Source organism: Mycoplana sp. BE70 (assembly GCF_031455855.1).
Lineage (GTDB): Bacteria > Pseudomonadota > Alphaproteobacteria > Rhizobiales > Rhizobiaceae > Mycoplana.
The window spans coordinates 345837-362244 of record NZ_JAVDTM010000004.1; the positions used below are offsets into that span (position 1 = coordinate 345837).

Here is a 16408-nt window from a genome sequence, read left to right on the forward strand (position 1 = left end):
TTCCTCCATCACTGCGGCACGCAGCCGAAGATGCGTGCCCAAGGGAATGCCCGCCTTGCGGCGGGCATTCGTGTCTTACTCGCCAGCGACCGGTGCGGCTTCCACCGCCGGTTCCGTCGGCTTCGTCTTGCGGCCGAACAGCTTCATGATGAACACGAAGAAGGCGGGTACGAAGACGATCGCGAGCACAGTGGCCGAGATCATCCCGCCCATGACTCCGGTTCCGATGGCGTTCTGGCTCGCCGCGCTCGCGCCCGACGCGATCGCCATCGGCAGAACGCCCAGCGTGAAGGCCAGCGAAGTCATCAGGATCGGGCGGAAGCGCAGGCGCGCGGCCTCAACCGTCGCCTCCTTCAGCGACTTGCCCTCGGCCCGCAGGTCCTTGGCGAACTCGATGATCAGGATCGCGTTCTTCGCCGACAGGCCGATAATGGCGATGAGACCGACCATGAAGTACACGTCATTGGACATGCTGCGAAGCATCACCGCCAGCACCGAGCCAATCACGCCGAGCGGCACGACCAGCATCACCGACAGCGGGATCGACCAGCTTTCATAGAGTGCTGCCAGCAGCAGGAAGACGAACAGGATCGACAGCGCGATCAGCGCCGGCGCCTGCGAGCCCGACTGGATCTCCTGCAACGACTGGCCGGTCCATTCGTAACCGAAGCCGTTCGGCAGTTCCTTCGCCAGTCGTTCCATCTCTGCAATCGCCTCACCGGACGAGTGTCCGGGCGCAGCCTGCCCCGAGATACGGACGGACGGATAGCCATTGTAGCCGACGATCTGCTGCGGACCACGAATCCACTCCACCGTGGCGAAGGAGGACAGCGGCACCATGCCACCGCTCGCATTGCGAACGTTGAGGTTCAGCAAATCGGCCGTCTGCATGCGCTTTTCCGCATCCGCCTGCACCGTCACGCGCTGCATGCGGCCGGCGTTCGGGAAGTCGTTGACGTATGCCGAGCCAAGGTTCGCCGAGATCGTCGAGTTGATGTCGGCAAAGGTGACGCCGAAGGTGTTGGCCTTCTCGCGGTCGATGATCAGGTTGACCTGCGCAGCGTCGGGCATGCCTTCGACGCGCAGGCCCGCTACCACCGTGCTCTGCTGGGCGGCGGCCATCAGTTGGTCGCGGGCAGCAGACAGGGCCGCCTGGCCCATGCCACCTCGGTCCTGCAGACGGAAGGTGAAGCCGCTCGAATTGCCGAGGCCCTGGATGGGCGGCGGCGAGAGCGAGAACGCCATCGCGTCCTTGATACCACCGAAGATCTGGCCGTTGGCGCGCTGCGCGATCGCTGTCGCCGAATCTTCCGGTCCGCGTTCCGACCAGTCCTTCAAGGTCACGAAGGCAAGGCCCGCGTTCTGTCCGGAACCGGAGAAGCTGAAGCCGGAAATGGCCACCACGCGGTCCACCGCCTTCTCCTTCATGAAGATCTGCTCGACCTGTTCGATGACGTCTGCCGTGCGGCTGGCGCTCGCCTCGGCCGGCGCCTGCATGTCGACGATCAGGAAGCCCTGGTCCTCGTTCGGCAGGAACGAAGTCGGCAGCTGGACGTAGGCATAGCCGAGGCCGACCAGCAGCGCCAGGTAGACGACCATCATCCGGCCGGAGCGCTTGACGACGCCGCCGACCATCTTCGAGTAGCCGTTCGCCGTGCGGTCGAACGTGCGATTGAACCAGCCGAAGAAGCCCCGCTTCTGGTGGTGTCCATGCCCGATCGGCTTCAGGAACGTGGCGCAGAGCGCCGGCGTCAGCGAAAGCGCGAGGAAGCCCGAGAACAGGATCGAGACTACCATCGTCAGACTGAACTGCTGATAGATGATGCCAACCGCGCCCGGGAAGAAGGCCATCGGCACGAACACCGCCGTCAGCACCAGCGTGATGCCGATGATGGCGCCGGAGATCTGGCCCATCGCCTTGCGGGTCGCCTCCCTCGGCGAAAGCCCCTCCTCCGCCATGATGCGTTCGACGTTCTCGACGACGACGATCGCATCGTCCACGAGGATGCCGATTGCCAGCACCATCGCAAACATGGTCAAGACGTTGATCGAGAAGCCAGCCGCAAACATGACCGCACAGGTGCCGAGCAGCGCCACCGGAACGACCAGTGTCGGGATGATCGTGTAGCGGATGTTCTGCAGGAACAGGAACATCACCAGGAACACGAGGCCGATGGCTTCGATCAGGGTATGGATGACCTTCTCGATCGACACTTCGACGAAGGGCGTCGTGTCATACGGGATCTCGTAGCTGATGCCCGCCGGGAAGAACTTCGACAATTCATCCATTTTCGCCCGGATGCCTTCCGAGGTCGACATGGCATTACCGGTCGGCGACAGCTGGACGCCGACCGCGGCAGTCGGCTTGCCGTTCAGACGTGTCGAGAAGTTGTAGCTTTCGCCACCGACCTCGATACGCGCGACGTCGCGCAGGCGCACCGACGAACCGTCGGGATTGGCGCGCAGCACAATCGAGCCGAACTGTTCGGTCGACGCAAGCTGTCCGCGCACGAGCACGGTCGCCGCGATCTGCTGGTTGATCGGGTTCGGCTGCGCACCAATGCTACCGGCGGAGACCTGGGCGTTCTGCGCGGAAATGGCTTTGGTGATGTCATCGACGGTCAGATTCAGGCCGACCATCTTGTCGGGATCGACCCAGATGCGCATGGAGCGCTGGGTGGCGAAGAGCTGCGCGCTACCCACGCCCGGCACGCGCCGGATTTCGCCGAGAACGTTGCGGCTCAGGTAATCGCCAAGACCGACGGCATCCGTGTTGCCGTCGTCGGAACTGAGCGCGACCACCATGAGGAAGCCGGTGCCGGCCTGCTCGACACGCATGCCCTGCTGGGTCACCGATCGCGGAAGGCGAGGTTCGACGCGAGCGATGCGGTTCTGCACCTCGACCTGAGCCTCGCCGATGTCGGTACCGGGGGCAAACGTCACGTTGATGGAGATGCGGCCCGAGGACTCGGAAGTGGATTCAAAGTAGAGCAGCCCGGGAACACCGTTCAGCTCTTCCTCGATCGGGCGGGTCACGCTCTGGTACATATCTTCCGGCGAGGCGCCGGGATAGCTCGTTCCGATCGAAATCTGCGGCGGAGCGACGTTCGGATACTGCGCGACCGGCAGCATCGGAATCGTGATCAAGCCCGCAATCATGATGAATATGGCGACGACCCAGGCGAAGATCGGCCTGTCGATAAAGAAACGTGGCATTGTTCAGGACCTCAATTCGCTGCGGCGGCCGGCTCGGCCTTCGCATCGCCCTCGGGCTTGGCGTCTGCGGTCTCCTCGGCCGAAGCCGGCGCAGTTGCCGCCGGTTTCCAATCCGACGGAGCGGCCGCGCCGCCGGGACGTGCCTTCTGGAAGCCCTCGACGACAACCTTCTCGCCGGACTGCAGGCCGCTGGTCACAACCCAGCGCTGGCCGACGACGCGGCCGACGGTGATGCGACGAAGTTCGATCGTGTTCTCGGCGGTGACGACATAGACCTGTGCCAAGCCGGCGCCGTCGCGCAGCACCGCCTGTTGCGGAACGAGGATGGCGTTTTTCTCGATGCCCTGCTGGATCTGCACGCGAACGTACATTCCGGGCAGCAGGTCGTCCGTCGGGTTCGGGAATTCGCCGCGCAGCGTCACTTGACCGGTGGTCGTATCCACCGCCGCCTCCGAGAACAGCAGCTTGCCCTGATGCTCATAGGCTGTGCCGTCGTCGAACAGCAGCTTGACGTCAGCCGAGTTCTCATCGCTCATCAGATCGCCTTCCTCCAGCGCCTTGCGCAGACGGATCAGGTCGGTCGCCGACTGGGTGAAGTCCGCATAGACCGGATCGAGCTGCTGGATGGTGGCTAGCGCCTCGGCGCCGTTGGCGCTGACCAGGGCGCCCTCGGTGATCACGGCACGGCCGATGCGGCCGCCGATCGGCGCGGTCACTTCGGAATACTGCAGATTGAGCTTTGCGGTCGCCAGACCCGCTTCCGCGATCGCGACATCCGCATCGGCGGCGGCAAGCTGCGCAACCGCGTCGTCGAACTGCTGGGCGGAAGCGACGTTCGACTTCTTCAACTGCTCCTGGCGGCTTGCCGCCTGCCTGGCCTGCAACTGTACGGCCTTGGCACGGCGCAGCGTGCCCTCGGCACTGTCGACCAGCACCTGGAAGGGCTTCGGATCGATCCGATAGAGCACATCGCCTTCCTTCACGATCGAGCCCTGCTGGAATACGCGCTCGACCACGATGCCGGAGACGCGCGGCCGCACCTCGGCCGTCCGCGTCGCGGCGATGCGGCCGGGCAGTTCGTTGGTGATGGGCGCTTCCTCGGTTTTTGTGGTGATGACCGCCACCTGGGCCGGCGGAAAGCCGCCAGCGCCTTGCTGGCCTTCTTCCTTCTGGCATCCCGCCAGCACAAGAAGGCTGCTCATAGTCGCAATCACGAAAGGTCTCGTCAAACGCATGGGTTCTTCCATCAAGAGGGTTGGCAGCGTCCAGAACCGTTGAGCATACGGTCGGAAGGCCTTGAAAAGACTCGATGCGGAAAGCCGGTCGCTCCCCGCATCGCAGATATACAATCAGTCATGTATGTTGGATCTTGCGGAAGCGCAATGGATTACTGCGCCGCACAATACCCCATATCACGGAATTGTGATGAGGGGCCTCAACGTATCGCCCGGCCTTCCGCATCGAAGCGATGCAGTTGTCCAGCGTTCGGCGTTGCATAGACAATGTCGTCGGATGCGTAGTGATGTTCGCCGAAAAGTCGAGCGGTCAGCAGGCCCACCTGGTCGCTCTGCAGATAGACGATCGTGTCGGCACCGAGGTGCTCGACGTGAACGATCCTGCCCATCCAATCACCTTGCTCTCGCGAAAGTGTGATGTGCTCGGGGCGAATTCCGAGCGTTTTGGCACCATTCTGGCCGAGCCGTTCCGCATCGATGAAGTTCATCGCCGGCGAACCGATGAAGCCTGCGACGAAGAGGTTGGCGGGCTGATTGTAGAGATCCATCGGCGAACCGACCTGCTGGATGACGCCGGCGTCAAGCACGACAATCTTGTCCGCCAGCGTCATCGCCTCGACCTGGTCGTGGGTGACGTAGATCATCGTCGCCTTCAGCTCGCGGTGCAGCCGCGCGATCTCCAGGCGGGTGTTGACGCGCAGCGCCGCATCGAGATTCGACAGCGGCTCGTCGAACAGGAACAGTTTCGGCTCGCGCACGATGGCGCGCCCGATTGCCACGCGCTGGCGCTGGCCGCCGGAAAGCTCGGCCGGACGGCGCTCGAGCAGCTTATCGAGCGACAGCATGGCCGACGCCTTCTTCGTCCGCTCCTCGACCTGCGCCTTCGGCGCGCCTGCCTGCTTCAGCCCGAGCCCCATGTTGTCCTTCACCGTCAGGTGCGGATAGAGCGCGTAGGACTGAAACACCATGGCGATGCCGCGCTTGGCCGGCGGCACGGCGCTGACCTCGGCACCGTCGATCAGGATGTTGCCGGAAGTGGCATCCTCGAGCCCGGCGATGATGCGCAGCAGCGTGGACTTACCGCAGCCGGACGGCCCGACGAAGATGACGAACTCGCCGTCTTTTACCTCGAGGTCGATGCCCTTGAGCACGTCGACCGGGCCGAAGGACTTGCGGACGGATTTCAGTTGCAGAGAGCCCATCGATGCTTCCTTCTTACAGCTTGACCGGCTTGCCGGTGCGCACGCTTTCGTCGGCGGCAAGGCAGATGCGCAGCGACTGCACCGCATCCTCCATGTGGCGCGACAGGTCGATGTCCTCGCGGATCGCCTTCAGCACATAGGCCTGTTCGCGATCGCAGAGCTCCTGGTGCCCCGGCTCGCCGGCCATCTTCAGGTCCTCGTCGGCCTTGAGGAACCGGCCATTCGGGCCGGTTTCGGCGTTGTGGACGCGGATCACCGCCGTCTTCGTGTGGGTGTCGATGTCGTCGGACTTGGCGTTCGGGTCCATGACGATCGAAACCGAGCCCTTCGGCGACATCACGTCCTTCACGAAGAAGGCGGTTTCCGAAATCATCGGTCCCCAGCCGGCCTCGTACCAGCCGAGCGAACCGTCGTCGAACAGCACCTGCAGGTGGCCGTAATTGTACATGTCAGCCGCGATCTCGTCGGAGAGGCGCAGCCCCATGCCGCGCACCTCGACCGGCCTGGCGTCGGTGATCTGGCACATGACATCGACATAATGCACGCCGCAATCGACGATCGGCGGCGTCGTCTGCATCAGTTGCTTGTGCGTCGCCCAGGTCGGCCCGCTCGACTGCTGGTTCAGGTTCATGCGGAACACGTAGGGACCACCGAGCTTGCGGGCCGCGGCGATCAGCCGCATCCACGAAGGATGGTGGCGCAGGATATAGCCGACCACGAGCTTGCGGCCATTGGCCTTCGCGCAGGCCACCACCCGCTCGGCATCGGCAACGGTCGTCGCCAGCGGCTTCTCGACGAAGACATGCGCACCCGCCTCCATCGCCGCGATCGCATAGTCGGCATGGCTGTCCGAATAGGTGTTGATCGAGCAGAGTTCCGGCTTCAGCTCACGCAGCGCCTCTGGGAAAGACGGGTGGATTTCGTAGCCTTCCAGCCCGGTCGGAACCGCAACCTTCGACCGATTGACGAGCCCGACGATCTCGAAACCAGGGTTTTCGTGATAGGCGAGCGCATGGCTGCGGCCCATATTACCGAGACCGGCGGACAGGACGCGGATCGGGGCGGACGAAGGGGTCATTTCACTGCTCCTGAGGTGATGCCGCGGATGAGCTGCCGCGAGAAGGCGAGATAGAGGACAAGCACCGGCAGGATCGCCAGCGAGAGCGCCGCGAGTACCGCGTTCCAGTTGGTGACGAACTGGCCGATGAAGATCTGCGAGCCGAGCGTGACGGTCTTCGTGGCTTCACTCGGCGCGAGGATCAGCGGGAACCACAGGTCATTCCAGATTGGGATCATCGTGAAGACGGCGACCGTCGCCATGGCCGGTCGCACCAGCGGCAGAACAAGACGGAAGAAGATCGAGTATTCAGAAAGCCCATCGATGCGACCCGCATTCTTCAGGTCGTCGGAGACGGTGCGCATGAACTCGGAGAGAATGAAGACCGCGAGCGGCAGGCCCTGCGCCGTATAGACCAGGATCAGCGCCGTCAGCGTGTTGACGAGCCCGGTCGCCACCATGCCCTGCAGGATCGCCACCGTGCCGAGACGGATCGGGATCATGATGCCGAGCGCAAGATAAAGCCCCATCAGCGTGTTGCCCCGGAAACGGTATTCGGAGAGCGCGAACGCGGACATCGCACCGAAGAGCAGCACCAGGGCGATCGAGACGACGGTGACGATCAAGCTATTCTGGAAATAGGTCGCAAAGTCCCCCTGCCCGAGCACCGTGGCATAACCGACGAGGTCGAACGTCTCCGGCGTCGGCAGTTGCATCGGGTTACGGAAGATCGCGTTGCGGTTCTTGAACGAATTGATGAGCGTCAGGAACACCGGGAAGACGGCGACCAGCGTGTAGGCGATCAGCGCGAGGTGGACCAGCGCCATGCGACCGTAGGACGTGCGTGCCTTGGACATGACCGCCTCCCCTTAGAACTGGTAGCGGCGGATGCGCCGCTGGATGACGAAAAGATAGAGCGAGACGCCGGCGAGGATAATCAGGAACATCACCGTCGCAATCGTCGCCCCCATCGAGCGGTCGCCGAGCTGCAACTGGAAGCCGAAGAAAGTGCGGTAGAGCAGCGTGCCAAGGATGTCGGTCGAGCCGTCCGGCCCGGCGAGCGCCCCTTGCACGGTGTAGACCAGGTCGAAGGCGTTGAAGTTGCCGACGAAGGTCAGGATCGAAATGATGCCGATCGCCGGCAGCACCAGCGGCAGCTTGATCTTGAAGAACTGCGCCCAGCCGGTGATGCCGTCGCATTCGGCCGCCTCGATCACCTCCTCGGGAATGTTCAGGAGAGCAGCATAGATCAGCATCATCGGGATGCCGACATATTGCCAGACCGAGATCAGCGACACGGCGATCAGCGCCGACCCGGGCTTGCCGAGCCAGGGCGCGAACATCCACTTCAGACCAACGAGGTCCATGAGGTAGGGCGAGACACCCCAGATCGGCGACAGGATCAGCTTCCAGATGAAGCCGACGATGACGAAGGAGAGTAGTGTCGGCAGGAAGATCGCGGTGCGATAGAAGGCGGTGAAGCGCAGCTTCGGCAGCGACAGCAGGGCAGCCAGCGCGATCCCGATCGGGTTCTGCACCAGCATGTGGATGACGAAGAAGATGAAGTTGTTCTTCAGCGCATTCCAAAAGTCGGAAGCCCAGCGTCCATCGCCGAACAGAACGCGGAAGTTGTCGAGCCCCACGAAGGTGTATTGCCCGTCGACCGTGTTGTAGAACGACAGCCGCAGGGTCTCGAGGAGCGGCAGGATCATCACGGCCGAATAGACGACCAGTGCCGGCAACAGGAACACGCCGATGTGCCAGCGCCGCGGGCGGCGTACGACTTCCATTTCGTCCCGAGATGATGTGGCGTCCGTCATGGCCCTGCCCGTTCGTTGCGACCGATGGTTCGACTGTTACCCGGTGACGGATCGGCGTCACACGGCCGGTCCCGCCGCATGATGCCGCGCCGGAAGATCCCGGCAGATGACATTCAGCTTACACGTTTTTTAGCGAATGGCGCGGACCTCGGACCGCAATCAACAGGGCAGGCAATTGCCCCTCATCCGCCTGCCGGCACCTTCCCCACGCGAGCGGGGAGGTGGACCATGCCGCAACCGCGCACCCGCTGCCCTCGTAGCGCAAGAAGCGCCCAAAAACGCGGGCGAGGAGCGCTGCGCCAGTCCCCTCTCCCCGCCTGCGGGGAGAGGGCTAGGGTGAGGGGCAAGTCTGCCCCGCCCGACGCTTACTTCGCCGGCTTGTACCAGCTGTCGAGGCCTTCCTGCAGCTTCTTGGCGGCATCTTCCGGCGTCTGGGTGCCGTTGATGACGTTGGCGGACGCCGTCCAGGTCTCGTTTTCGAGGCTCGGCGTGCCGCGCGCCAGGATCTGATAGGTCGAGCGGATCGTCGGCTTGCACTTCTCGCGCCAGGAGACGAATTCCTGGGCGAGCGGATCCGTCATCTTCACCGCCGTCGAGTTCAGGCTGAAGAAGCCCGGCAGCGAGTTGGCGTACATGTCGGCAAATTCCGGCGAGGCGACAAAGGTCAGGAAGGCCTTCGCCGCGTCCGCATTCGCGCTCTTGGCGTTCAGGCCGATGCCGATGTCGTTGTGGTCGGAGATGTAGCAGGTGTCGCCGGCGTTCTGAACCGGCGGCGGGAATGCGCCCATCTTGAACTGGGCCTGGGTGTTGAACAGGCCGATTTCCCACGAACCAGCCGGATAGATGGCGGCGCGGCCGAGCGTGAAGAGGTTCTGGCTGTCCGGATAGGTCTGGGCCTCGAAGCCGTCGCCGAGATAGTCCTTCCACTTGGCGAGCGTCTTGAAGGGCTCGACCCACTGCGGATCGGTCAGCTTCTGCTCGCCCTTGATCAGCGCCAGGCGGCCTTCCTCGCCCTTCCAGTAGTTCGGGCCAATGTTCTGGTAGCCCATCGTCGCGGCTTCCCAGAGATCCTTCGTGCCCATCGCCATCGGGATGTAGTTGCCATCGGCCTTGATCTTGTCGAGGGCGGCGAAGAATTCAGCCTCGGTGGCCGGAACGGAGATGCCGAGCTGGTCGAAGGCGTCCTTGTTGTAGATGAAGCCGTGGATGACCGAGGCCATCGGCACGCAGAAGGTGGCCTTGCCGTCGTCGGTCGTCCAGGCGGACTTGGCGACGTCGGAGAAGTTCTCCATGCCGGCGAGTCCGGTCAGGTCGGCAAGCTGCCCCTTGTTGAACAGTTCGAGCGAGACGTCGAACGGGCGGCAGGTGATGAGGTCACCCGCGGAGCCGGCATCGAGCTTGGCGTTGAGGGCGGCGTTGTATTCGGTCGGCGCCGTCGGCGAGAACACGACCTTGATGCCCGGGTTCTTTGCCTCGAAGGCCGGGATGATCTTGTCCTTCCAGATCGGCAGGTCGTCGTTGCGCCAGCTTTCGATGGTCAGCGTCACGTCCTGCGCATGCGCGATCCCGGCGGTGCCGAGAATGCTCGTGGCAAGGAGCAAGCCCTTGATTGCGTTACGAGTCATCACATTCTCCCCTTTTGATGCGCACGCTGGCGCAGTTCTGATTTCGTTATTCTAGGCTCTTCAAGGCGCTTCGCAGGTTCTGCCCGGATTTGTCCAGCGCGGCCTTCGCCGCAGCGACGTCCGGCGCACCGGCGGCAATCAGGACCGCAACTTTGACCGATCCTTCAGCTTGCTCCAGCAATTTCTGCGCCTCGTCGGTGCCGACGCCGGCGATCCCGGCAACGATGCGGCCGGCGCGCGCCTTCAATTTGATATTGTCGGCCTTCAGGTTGACCATGTATCCGTCGTGGACGTGGCCGAGCTGAATTCCGACAAGCGTCGACAGCATGTTGAAAGCAATCTTTTGTGCCGTGCCCGCCCCCATCCGTGTGGAGCCGGCAATGACTTCCGGTGGCGTCTGCAGCAAAATGGAAATATCGGCATAGGCAAACAACGGCGCGCCGGGGTTGTTGGCAAGCGCGATCACCTGCGCCTCGCGTTCCCGCGCATAGTCCGCAATCGCGATGGCATAGGGGGTCGACCCGCTTGCGGTGACGCAGATGACGCAATCGCCCTTGCCGATACCGGCTTTTTCGGCGTCCGCAATCGCGAGCGCCTCGTCGTCCTCGTATCCGCCGGCAAGATCCTCAAGGCTGGCGGCCCCGCCTGCCAGCAGAATGACGATGCGATCCCGCGGGATCCCATAGGTGCCCGGAAGCTCGAGCGCATCGGCCATGGCCATAAGCCCGGAGCTGCCGGCGCCGACATACACCAGGCGCCCGCCGGATCGCAGGGCATTCGCCGCAAGCTTCGCCGCTTCGGCAAGATCTGCAATCGCCGCATCAACGACGGCTGCCGCGGCCTGCTGCGCCGCCGACAGGACCGCAAGAACCTCCATGGGACTGCGCGCGTCCAGCCCTTCGGCCTGCTCATGCCTGGCTTCGGTTCTGCCTGCCGTCATTGTCGTTCTCCTCGCGACAAGTTAATGCCAAAAAAATACCAATTGTCTATAGGAAATTAACTTCTGGTGGCAGAAAAATCGATGGCCAGGAAATTACCGTCACAATTCAATGCATTGAGTGATTAGCCGGAACAACGCTCGGTTTTCCGCTTGGTTAATGGTATTTTTTTGGTATTGTCTCTCTCGGAGGTGTTTCATGGCAGACTTTATCATCGGCATCGATGGCGGCGGCACCAGTTGCCGTGCCGCGGTCGCGGATCCGCATGGAGCCATCCTCGGCCGGGGAAAGAGTGGTGCTGCGAACATTCTGACCGACCCGAACAACGCCATAAACAGCATCACCGAGGCTGCCGAGGCCGCCTTTCGTGACGCCGGCATTCCGCCCGCGAACGTCGCCAAGGCCTGCGCCTTTCTCGGCCTGGCCGGAACCAATGTCGGCAACCTCACCCAGTATGTGCGCGAGCGGCTGCCCTTCCGCCACACGGATATCGACTCCGATGGCCTGATCGCCCTGCAGGGCGCGATCGGCGACTCGGAGGGCTCCGTCGCAATTCTCGGCACGGGTACGATCTTCATGGCCCGCAAGGCCGGCACGGTTCACTACATCGGCGGATGGGGCTTCATGATCGGCGACCTCGGGGGCGGCGCCCGCCTTGGCCATGCGCTGCTGCAGGAAGCGCTGCTCGCCCATGACGGCATTCATCCGCGTTCCGCCGTCACCGAAGCGATCCTGACCGAGTTTAAGAACGACCCGACCGCGATGGTCGAATTCGCGCGGCTCTCAAAGCCCGGCGACTTCGGCCGCTATGCGCCACTCGTCTTCCAATATGCGGAACAGAAGGACCCGGGCGCGCTGGCATTGGTCGAGGCGGCGGCAAGATCCGTCAACGAGGCGCTCGATGCGATCACGACAATCGGCGGCAACGAACGCCTTTGCCTGCTCGGCGGCCTGGCACCGCTCTACCCGGCCTGGCTCGAACCGCGCCACAGGGCCATTCTTGTGGAGCCGCAGGCCGATGCATTGACCGGAGCCGTGGCACTTGCCGCCAACCGCTTCCACGCCCGAAACGGGGGAGCGGCCGCATGACCGACCTCCTCGCCTCCATCCTGTCACCGGAACGCCTGCAGGCGGGCGGGTCCGGCCCGCTGTACCTGAAGCTGCGCCAGACGCTGGAAGAGGCGATCAATTCCGGCAGGCTCAATCATGGCGATGCGCTGCCGCCGGAGCGCGATCTCGCCGAGTATGCCAACATAAGCCGCGTGACGGTGCGCAAGGCGGTTGACGACCTCGTCAAGGACGGCCTGCTGGTGCGGCGTCACGGGTCGGGCACCTTCGTCGTCAAGCCGGTCTCGAAGGTACAGCAGTCGCTGTCGCGCCTCACCTCCTTTACCGAAGACATGGCACGCCGCGGACTCACCACGCGCGCGCAGTGGCTCGATCGCGGCCTGTTTCATCCATCGCCGGACGAGATGATGATCCTCGGCCTGCCCGCCGATGCGCTCGTGGCAAGGCTCGGGCGCCTGCGGATTGCCGACGACATGCCCCTTGCGATCGAACGGGCCTGCATCTCGTCCGAGTTTCTTCCCGATCCCGCCCAGGTCACGGGCTCGCTCTACGCGGCCCTCGACCAGCAGGGTTGCCGCCCGGTACGTGCCGTTCAGCGCATTTCCGCCTATAATATCAAGGAACCGGATGCCGCGCTGCTCGGCGTTGCCGCTGGTGCGGCCGGGCTGTCGATCGAGCGCGTCTCCTATCTCGCTTCCGGCAAGGTCGTCGAATTCACCCGCTCGCTCTACCGCGGCGACGCCTATGATTTCGTCGCGGAACTGACGCTACCGGACGCTTGAGCCGGCCGGTCCAAAGAAAGGCATGATCATGCAAACCAATATGCGTCGCGAAATCAACGAAATCCCGGAAGCGGCCGCCCGTGTGCTGGAGCAGCAGGCGCACGCAATCGCCAGTGCCGGCAAGGCGCTGAAGACGGCCGATCCGCGCTTCGTCGTTACCGTCGCGCGCGGCTCCTCCGATCACGCTGCCCTGTTCCTGAAATATGCGATCGAACTGACCGCCGGTCGCCCCGTCGCTTCGCTTGGCCCTTCGCTTGCCTCCATCTACGGCGCGAAGCTGAAGCTCGATGGTGCTGCGGCCATCGCCATATCGCAGTCCGGCAAAAGCCCGGACATCGTCGCCATGGCCAGCGCAGCAACAGATGCCGGCGCGCTCTCGCTGGCGCTGACAAATACCATCCCGTCCCCCCTCTCCGAAGCCTGCCGCCATGCGCTCGACATTTGTGCCGGACCGGAATTGAGCGTGGCGGCGACCAAATCCTACGTGAACTCGATCGTCACCGGCCTTGCGATCCTCGCCGAATGGACTGGGGACTCACTGCTCAGAAACGCTGTCCAAGCCCTCCCCGAGCAGTTCGGCAAGGCCGTGGCACTCGACTGGAGCGGTCTGATCGAGGACCTCGCCGACACCCAGTCGCTCTACGTCCTCGGCCGCGGACCGGGCCTTGCGATCGCCAGCGAGGCGGCGCTGAAGTTCAAGGAAACGTCGGGGCTCCACGCGGAAGCCTACTCGTCCGCCGAGGTACTCCACGGTCCCGTCGCCCTCGTCGGCCAGTCCTTCCCCGTCATCGCGCTCGCCGCCCGGGATGCCGCCGAACAATCCGTAACCGGCATGGCCGACGGTCTGGCCGACAAGGGGGCCTATGCCTGCGTCACCTCGGCTGGCGCGAAGTCGGCCAGAAAGCTGCCCTTCATCGCCACCGGTCACCCGATCACCGACGCGCTGACGCTGATAGTCCCCTTCTACGGCTTCGTCGAAGCCTGGTCGCGGGCCCGCGGGCTCGACCCCGACAAGCCGGTCAACCTCAAGAAAGTGACGGAGACAAGATGAGCGCGCAAACCGCTATCACCGCCGCCCGGATCTTCGACGGTGACCTCTGGCATTACAACAAGGCGCTCCTGATCGAGAGCGGCAAGGTGGTCGGCATTGTCGGCGGCGACGAAATTCCGCCAACTACGGCCCGCAAGCCGATGGACGGCGCCCGCATCGTCCCCGGCTTCGTCGATCTGCAGGTGAATGGCGGCGGCGGCGTCCTCCTGAACGAACAGCCGGATCTCGAAGGCATCCGCACCATCTGTTCCGCCCACGCCCGCTTCGGCACCACCGCCCTGTTGCCGACGCTGATCACCGATACACGCGAAATCACGATCCGGACGATCGCAGCCGGCAACGCCGCGCAGCAGGCGGGCGTAGCGGGCTTCCTCGGCCTGCATCTCGAAGGGCCACACCTGTCGATCGCCCGCAAGGGCGCCCACGACCCGAAGCTTATTCGTCCGATGGAAGCCGACGACCTTGCCCGCACCGTCGAGGCGCGCGGCAAGCTCGCAGCACTTCTGATGACCGTTGCCCCCGAGAGCGTGACGAACGACCAGATCGCCACTCTTGCGGAAGCCGGCGTCACCGTTAGCCTCGGCCACTCCGACAGCAGCTACGCCACCGTCAGTGCCGCGGTGTCTGCAGGCGCGCGCATGATGACGCATCTCTTCAACGCTATGAGCCCGCTCGGCCACCGCGAACCCGGCATGGTCGGCGGGGCGCTCGATCTCGGCCATATCAATGCCGGCCTGATCGCCGACGGTTATCATGTCGATCCCGTCTCGATCGGCGTGGCGCTGCGAGCCAAGAAGGGACCGGGGCGCATCTTCCTCGTCACCGATGCCATGTCCCCGATCGGCACGGACATGACGAGTTTCACCCTCAACGGCCGCGAAATCTTCCGCAAGGACGGACGCCTGAGGCTGGCCGACGGCACGCTCGCCGGCGCCGACATCGACATGGTCTCCTGTGTGCGCTTCATGCACGAACGTGTCGGCCTGGAGCTCGAGGAAGCGCTTCGCATGGCCTCGCTCTATCCGGCCGAAGCGATCGGCATGACCGGCCGCAAGGGCCGGCTGACGCACGGGCATGATGCAGATTTCACAGTACTTGATGATCGTCTCCGCGTCCTGGCGACCTACATCGGAGGCAAGCCCGTATTCGTTGCCGGTTCGGAATCAACTTCGTAGATATCCGGTTTAAGCCCTTGCGGGGCGCCGCTTTTCAGTTCTAGGATCATTTTCTCATACATCCAGACAGGGACTTCCCGGATCGCGTCGCAGGAGCTTTGACGAAGTTGGCCTCCCCCTTCGTGATCCGTCATGGAAATCCCAGTCACCCTAATGACAGGTAACCGCATGCAACTGATCTTCGACGGGCACAATGACGTGCTGCTCCGGCTGCTCAACAACATGCAGGGCGGAAGCGATCCCGTCGCAGAGTTCAGGGACGGCACCGACCATGGCCACATCGACGGCCCGCGCGCCCGCGCCGGTGGGCTCGCCGGCGGCCTCTGCGCCATCTACATCTCCTCGGGCCATTTCGAACTCCGCCAACCCGGAGAGAACGGCCACTACGCCACGCCGCTCGAAGCGCCGTTGGAACGGCAGCCTTCGCTCGACATCGCGCTCGCCATGGCCGCGATCGCCTACCGGCTCGACTGCGCCGGCGCCTGGACCCTGTGCCGGACGACGGCGGATATTCGCGCCGCCATCGAGAAAGGCAAATTTGCCGCCGTTCTGCACATGGAAGGCTGCGAGGCGATCGACAAGGACCTGGTTGCGCTCGAGACCTTCTATGCCGCCGGCCTGCGTTCGCTCGGCCCCGTCTGGAGCCGCAACAACATTTTCGGCCACGGCGTCCCCTTCGCCTATCCGATGGGCCCCGATACCGGCCCCGGCCTCACCGAAGCGGGCTTCGATCTCGTCCGGGCCTGCAATCGCCTCGGCATCCTGATCGATCTTTCCCACATCACCGAAAAGGGTTTCTGGGATGTGGCGAAGACCTCGGACCAGCCGCTGATCGCCAGCCACTCCAATGCCCACGCGCTGACGCCGGTCGCCCGCAACCTCACGGACAGGCAGATGGACGCAATCCGCGAGAGCCGCGGCCTCGTCGGCCTCAACTACGCCACCACCATGCTGCGCGCGGACGGCCAGGACAGCGCGGACACGCCGCTTTCCGACATGGTTCGCCATGTCGACCACATGGTCGAGCGCATGGGCATTGACTGCGTGGCACTGGGCTCGGACTTCGACGGAGCAACGATTCCCGCCGAGATCCGTGACGCCGCCGGAAACCAGAAGCTCGTTGCCGCCCTAGCCGCTGCCGGATACGGCGCCGACGAACTTGCAAAGATATGCCGGGAAAACTGGCTGAGAGTGCTTGGGCAGGCATGGCACGAAGCCTGATGCCCCGGTATTGAAACT

13 protein-coding genes are annotated in these 16408 nt (G+C 63.8%); 5 read left to right on the forward strand and 8 right to left on the reverse strand.

The annotated features are described in order from the left end of the window. Positions 1–75: 75 nt before the first annotated feature. From J2Y48_RS10080 to J2Y48_RS10115, 8 genes are all read right to left on the reverse strand, one after another. Positions 76–3216 (reverse strand): efflux RND transporter permease subunit, encoded by a 3141-nt coding sequence (locus tag J2Y48_RS10080; RefSeq protein WP_310416585.1) that lies wholly within the window; start codon positions 3214–3216, stop codon positions 76–78. An 11-nt stretch (positions 3217–3227) separates the two neighbouring features. Next, positions 3228–4463, reverse strand: coding sequence for an efflux RND transporter periplasmic adaptor subunit (locus J2Y48_RS10085; RefSeq protein WP_310416589.1), 1236 nt, complete (start codon positions 4461–4463; stop codon positions 3228–3230). Between the two features lie 188 nt (positions 4464–4651). Continuing rightward, positions 4652–5653, reverse strand: a complete 1002-nt coding sequence (locus J2Y48_RS10090; RefSeq protein WP_310416592.1) for an ABC transporter ATP-binding protein — start codon at positions 5651–5653, stop codon at positions 4652–4654. A 13-nt stretch (positions 5654–5666) separates the two neighbouring features. Further along, on the reverse strand, positions 5667–6731 hold the full coding sequence (locus J2Y48_RS10095; protein WP_310416595.1) for a Gfo/Idh/MocA family oxidoreductase: 1065 nt from the start codon (positions 6729–6731) through the stop codon (positions 5667–5669). Further along, the gene (locus J2Y48_RS10100) at positions 6728–7567 is read right to left on the reverse strand and encodes a carbohydrate ABC transporter permease (RefSeq protein ID WP_310416597.1); all 840 of its coding nucleotides are present in this window, start codon (positions 7565–7567) and stop codon (positions 6728–6730) included. Before J2Y48_RS10100 ends, J2Y48_RS10095 begins: the two co-directional genes overlap by 4 nt. A gap of 12 nt (positions 7568–7579) precedes the next feature. Continuing rightward, a complete protein-coding gene (locus J2Y48_RS10105; protein WP_310416600.1) occupies positions 7580–8530 on the reverse strand; it encodes a sugar ABC transporter permease in 951 nt (316 codons plus the stop codon). 365 nt (positions 8531–8895) lie between these two features. Beyond that, positions 8896–10155 carry an ABC transporter substrate-binding protein gene (locus J2Y48_RS10110; protein ID WP_310416603.1) on the reverse strand — a complete coding sequence of 420 codons (1260 nt, stop codon included), beginning with the start codon at positions 10153–10155 and terminating at the stop codon, positions 8896–8898. Between the two features lie 46 nt (positions 10156–10201). Further along, on the reverse strand, positions 10202–11095 hold the full coding sequence (locus J2Y48_RS10115) for an N-acetylmuramic acid 6-phosphate etherase (RefSeq protein WP_310416605.1): 894 nt from the start codon (positions 11093–11095) through the stop codon (positions 10202–10204). A 196-nt stretch (positions 11096–11291) separates the two neighbouring features. Here J2Y48_RS10115 and J2Y48_RS10120 point away from each other — a divergent pair, with 196 nt between their 5' ends. From J2Y48_RS10120 to J2Y48_RS10140, 5 genes are all read left to right on the forward strand, one after another. Continuing rightward, complete coding sequence (locus J2Y48_RS10120) at positions 11292–12182, forward strand: N-acetylglucosamine kinase (protein ID WP_310416608.1); 891 nt, start codon at positions 11292–11294, stop codon at positions 12180–12182. Then, on the forward strand, positions 12179–12943 hold the full coding sequence (locus J2Y48_RS10125; RefSeq protein WP_310416612.1) for a GntR family transcriptional regulator: 765 nt from the start codon (positions 12179–12181) through the stop codon (positions 12941–12943). The genes J2Y48_RS10120 and J2Y48_RS10125 overlap by 4 nt, the downstream gene beginning before the upstream one ends. 22 nt (positions 12944–12965) lie before the next feature. Continuing rightward, positions 12966–13994, forward strand: coding sequence for an SIS domain-containing protein (locus J2Y48_RS10130; RefSeq protein ID WP_310416616.1), 1029 nt, complete (start codon positions 12966–12968; stop codon positions 13992–13994). Then, positions 13991–15169 carry an N-acetylglucosamine-6-phosphate deacetylase gene (nagA, locus tag J2Y48_RS10135; protein WP_310416619.1) on the forward strand — a complete coding sequence of 393 codons (1179 nt, stop codon included), beginning with the start codon at positions 13991–13993 and terminating at the stop codon, positions 15167–15169. The genes J2Y48_RS10130 and nagA overlap by 4 nt, the downstream gene beginning before the upstream one ends. 168 nt (positions 15170–15337) lie before the next feature. Further along, complete coding sequence (locus J2Y48_RS10140; protein WP_310416622.1) at positions 15338–16390, forward strand: dipeptidase; 1053 nt, start codon at positions 15338–15340, stop codon at positions 16388–16390. The last annotated feature ends 18 nt before the right edge of the window (positions 16391–16408 follow it).

Excerpts from the sequence above, each read along its gene's own strand:
- J2Y48_RS10080 (WP_310416585.1), bottom strand. The coding sequence starts at position 3,216 with ATGCCACGTTTCTTTATCGACAGGCCGATCTTCGCCTGGGTCGTCGCC.
- J2Y48_RS10085 (WP_310416589.1), bottom strand. The coding sequence starts at position 4,463 with ATGGAAGAACCCATGCGTTTGACGAGACCTTTCGTGATTGCGACTATG.
- J2Y48_RS10090 (WP_310416592.1), bottom strand. The coding sequence starts at position 5,653 with ATGGGCTCTCTGCAACTGAAATCCGTCCGCAAGTCCTTCGGCCCGGTC.
- J2Y48_RS10095 (WP_310416595.1), bottom strand. The coding sequence starts at position 6,731 with ATGACCCCTTCGTCCGCCCCGATCCGCGTCCTGTCCGCCGGTCTCGGT.
- J2Y48_RS10100 (WP_310416597.1), bottom strand. The coding sequence starts at position 7,567 with ATGTCCAAGGCACGCACGTCCTACGGTCGCATGGCGCTGGTCCACCTC.
- J2Y48_RS10105 (WP_310416600.1), bottom strand. The coding sequence starts at position 8,530 with ATGACGGACGCCACATCATCTCGGGACGAAATGGAAGTCGTACGCCGC.
- J2Y48_RS10110 (WP_310416603.1), bottom strand. The coding sequence starts at position 10,155 with ATGACTCGTAACGCAATCAAGGGCTTGCTCCTTGCCACGAGCATTCTC.
- J2Y48_RS10115 (WP_310416605.1), bottom strand. The coding sequence starts at position 11,095 with ATGACGGCAGGCAGAACCGAAGCCAGGCATGAGCAGGCCGAAGGGCTG.
- J2Y48_RS10120 (WP_310416608.1), top strand. The coding sequence starts at position 11,292 with ATGGCAGACTTTATCATCGGCATCGATGGCGGCGGCACCAGTTGCCGT.
- J2Y48_RS10125 (WP_310416612.1), top strand. The coding sequence starts at position 12,179 with ATGACCGACCTCCTCGCCTCCATCCTGTCACCGGAACGCCTGCAGGCG.
- J2Y48_RS10130 (WP_310416616.1), top strand. The coding sequence starts at position 12,966 with ATGATCATGCAAACCAATATGCGTCGCGAAATCAACGAAATCCCGGAA.
- nagA (WP_310416619.1), top strand. The coding sequence starts at position 13,991 with ATGAGCGCGCAAACCGCTATCACCGCCGCCCGGATCTTCGACGGTGAC.
- J2Y48_RS10140 (WP_310416622.1), top strand. The coding sequence starts at position 15,338 with ATGCAACTGATCTTCGACGGGCACAATGACGTGCTGCTCCGGCTGCTC.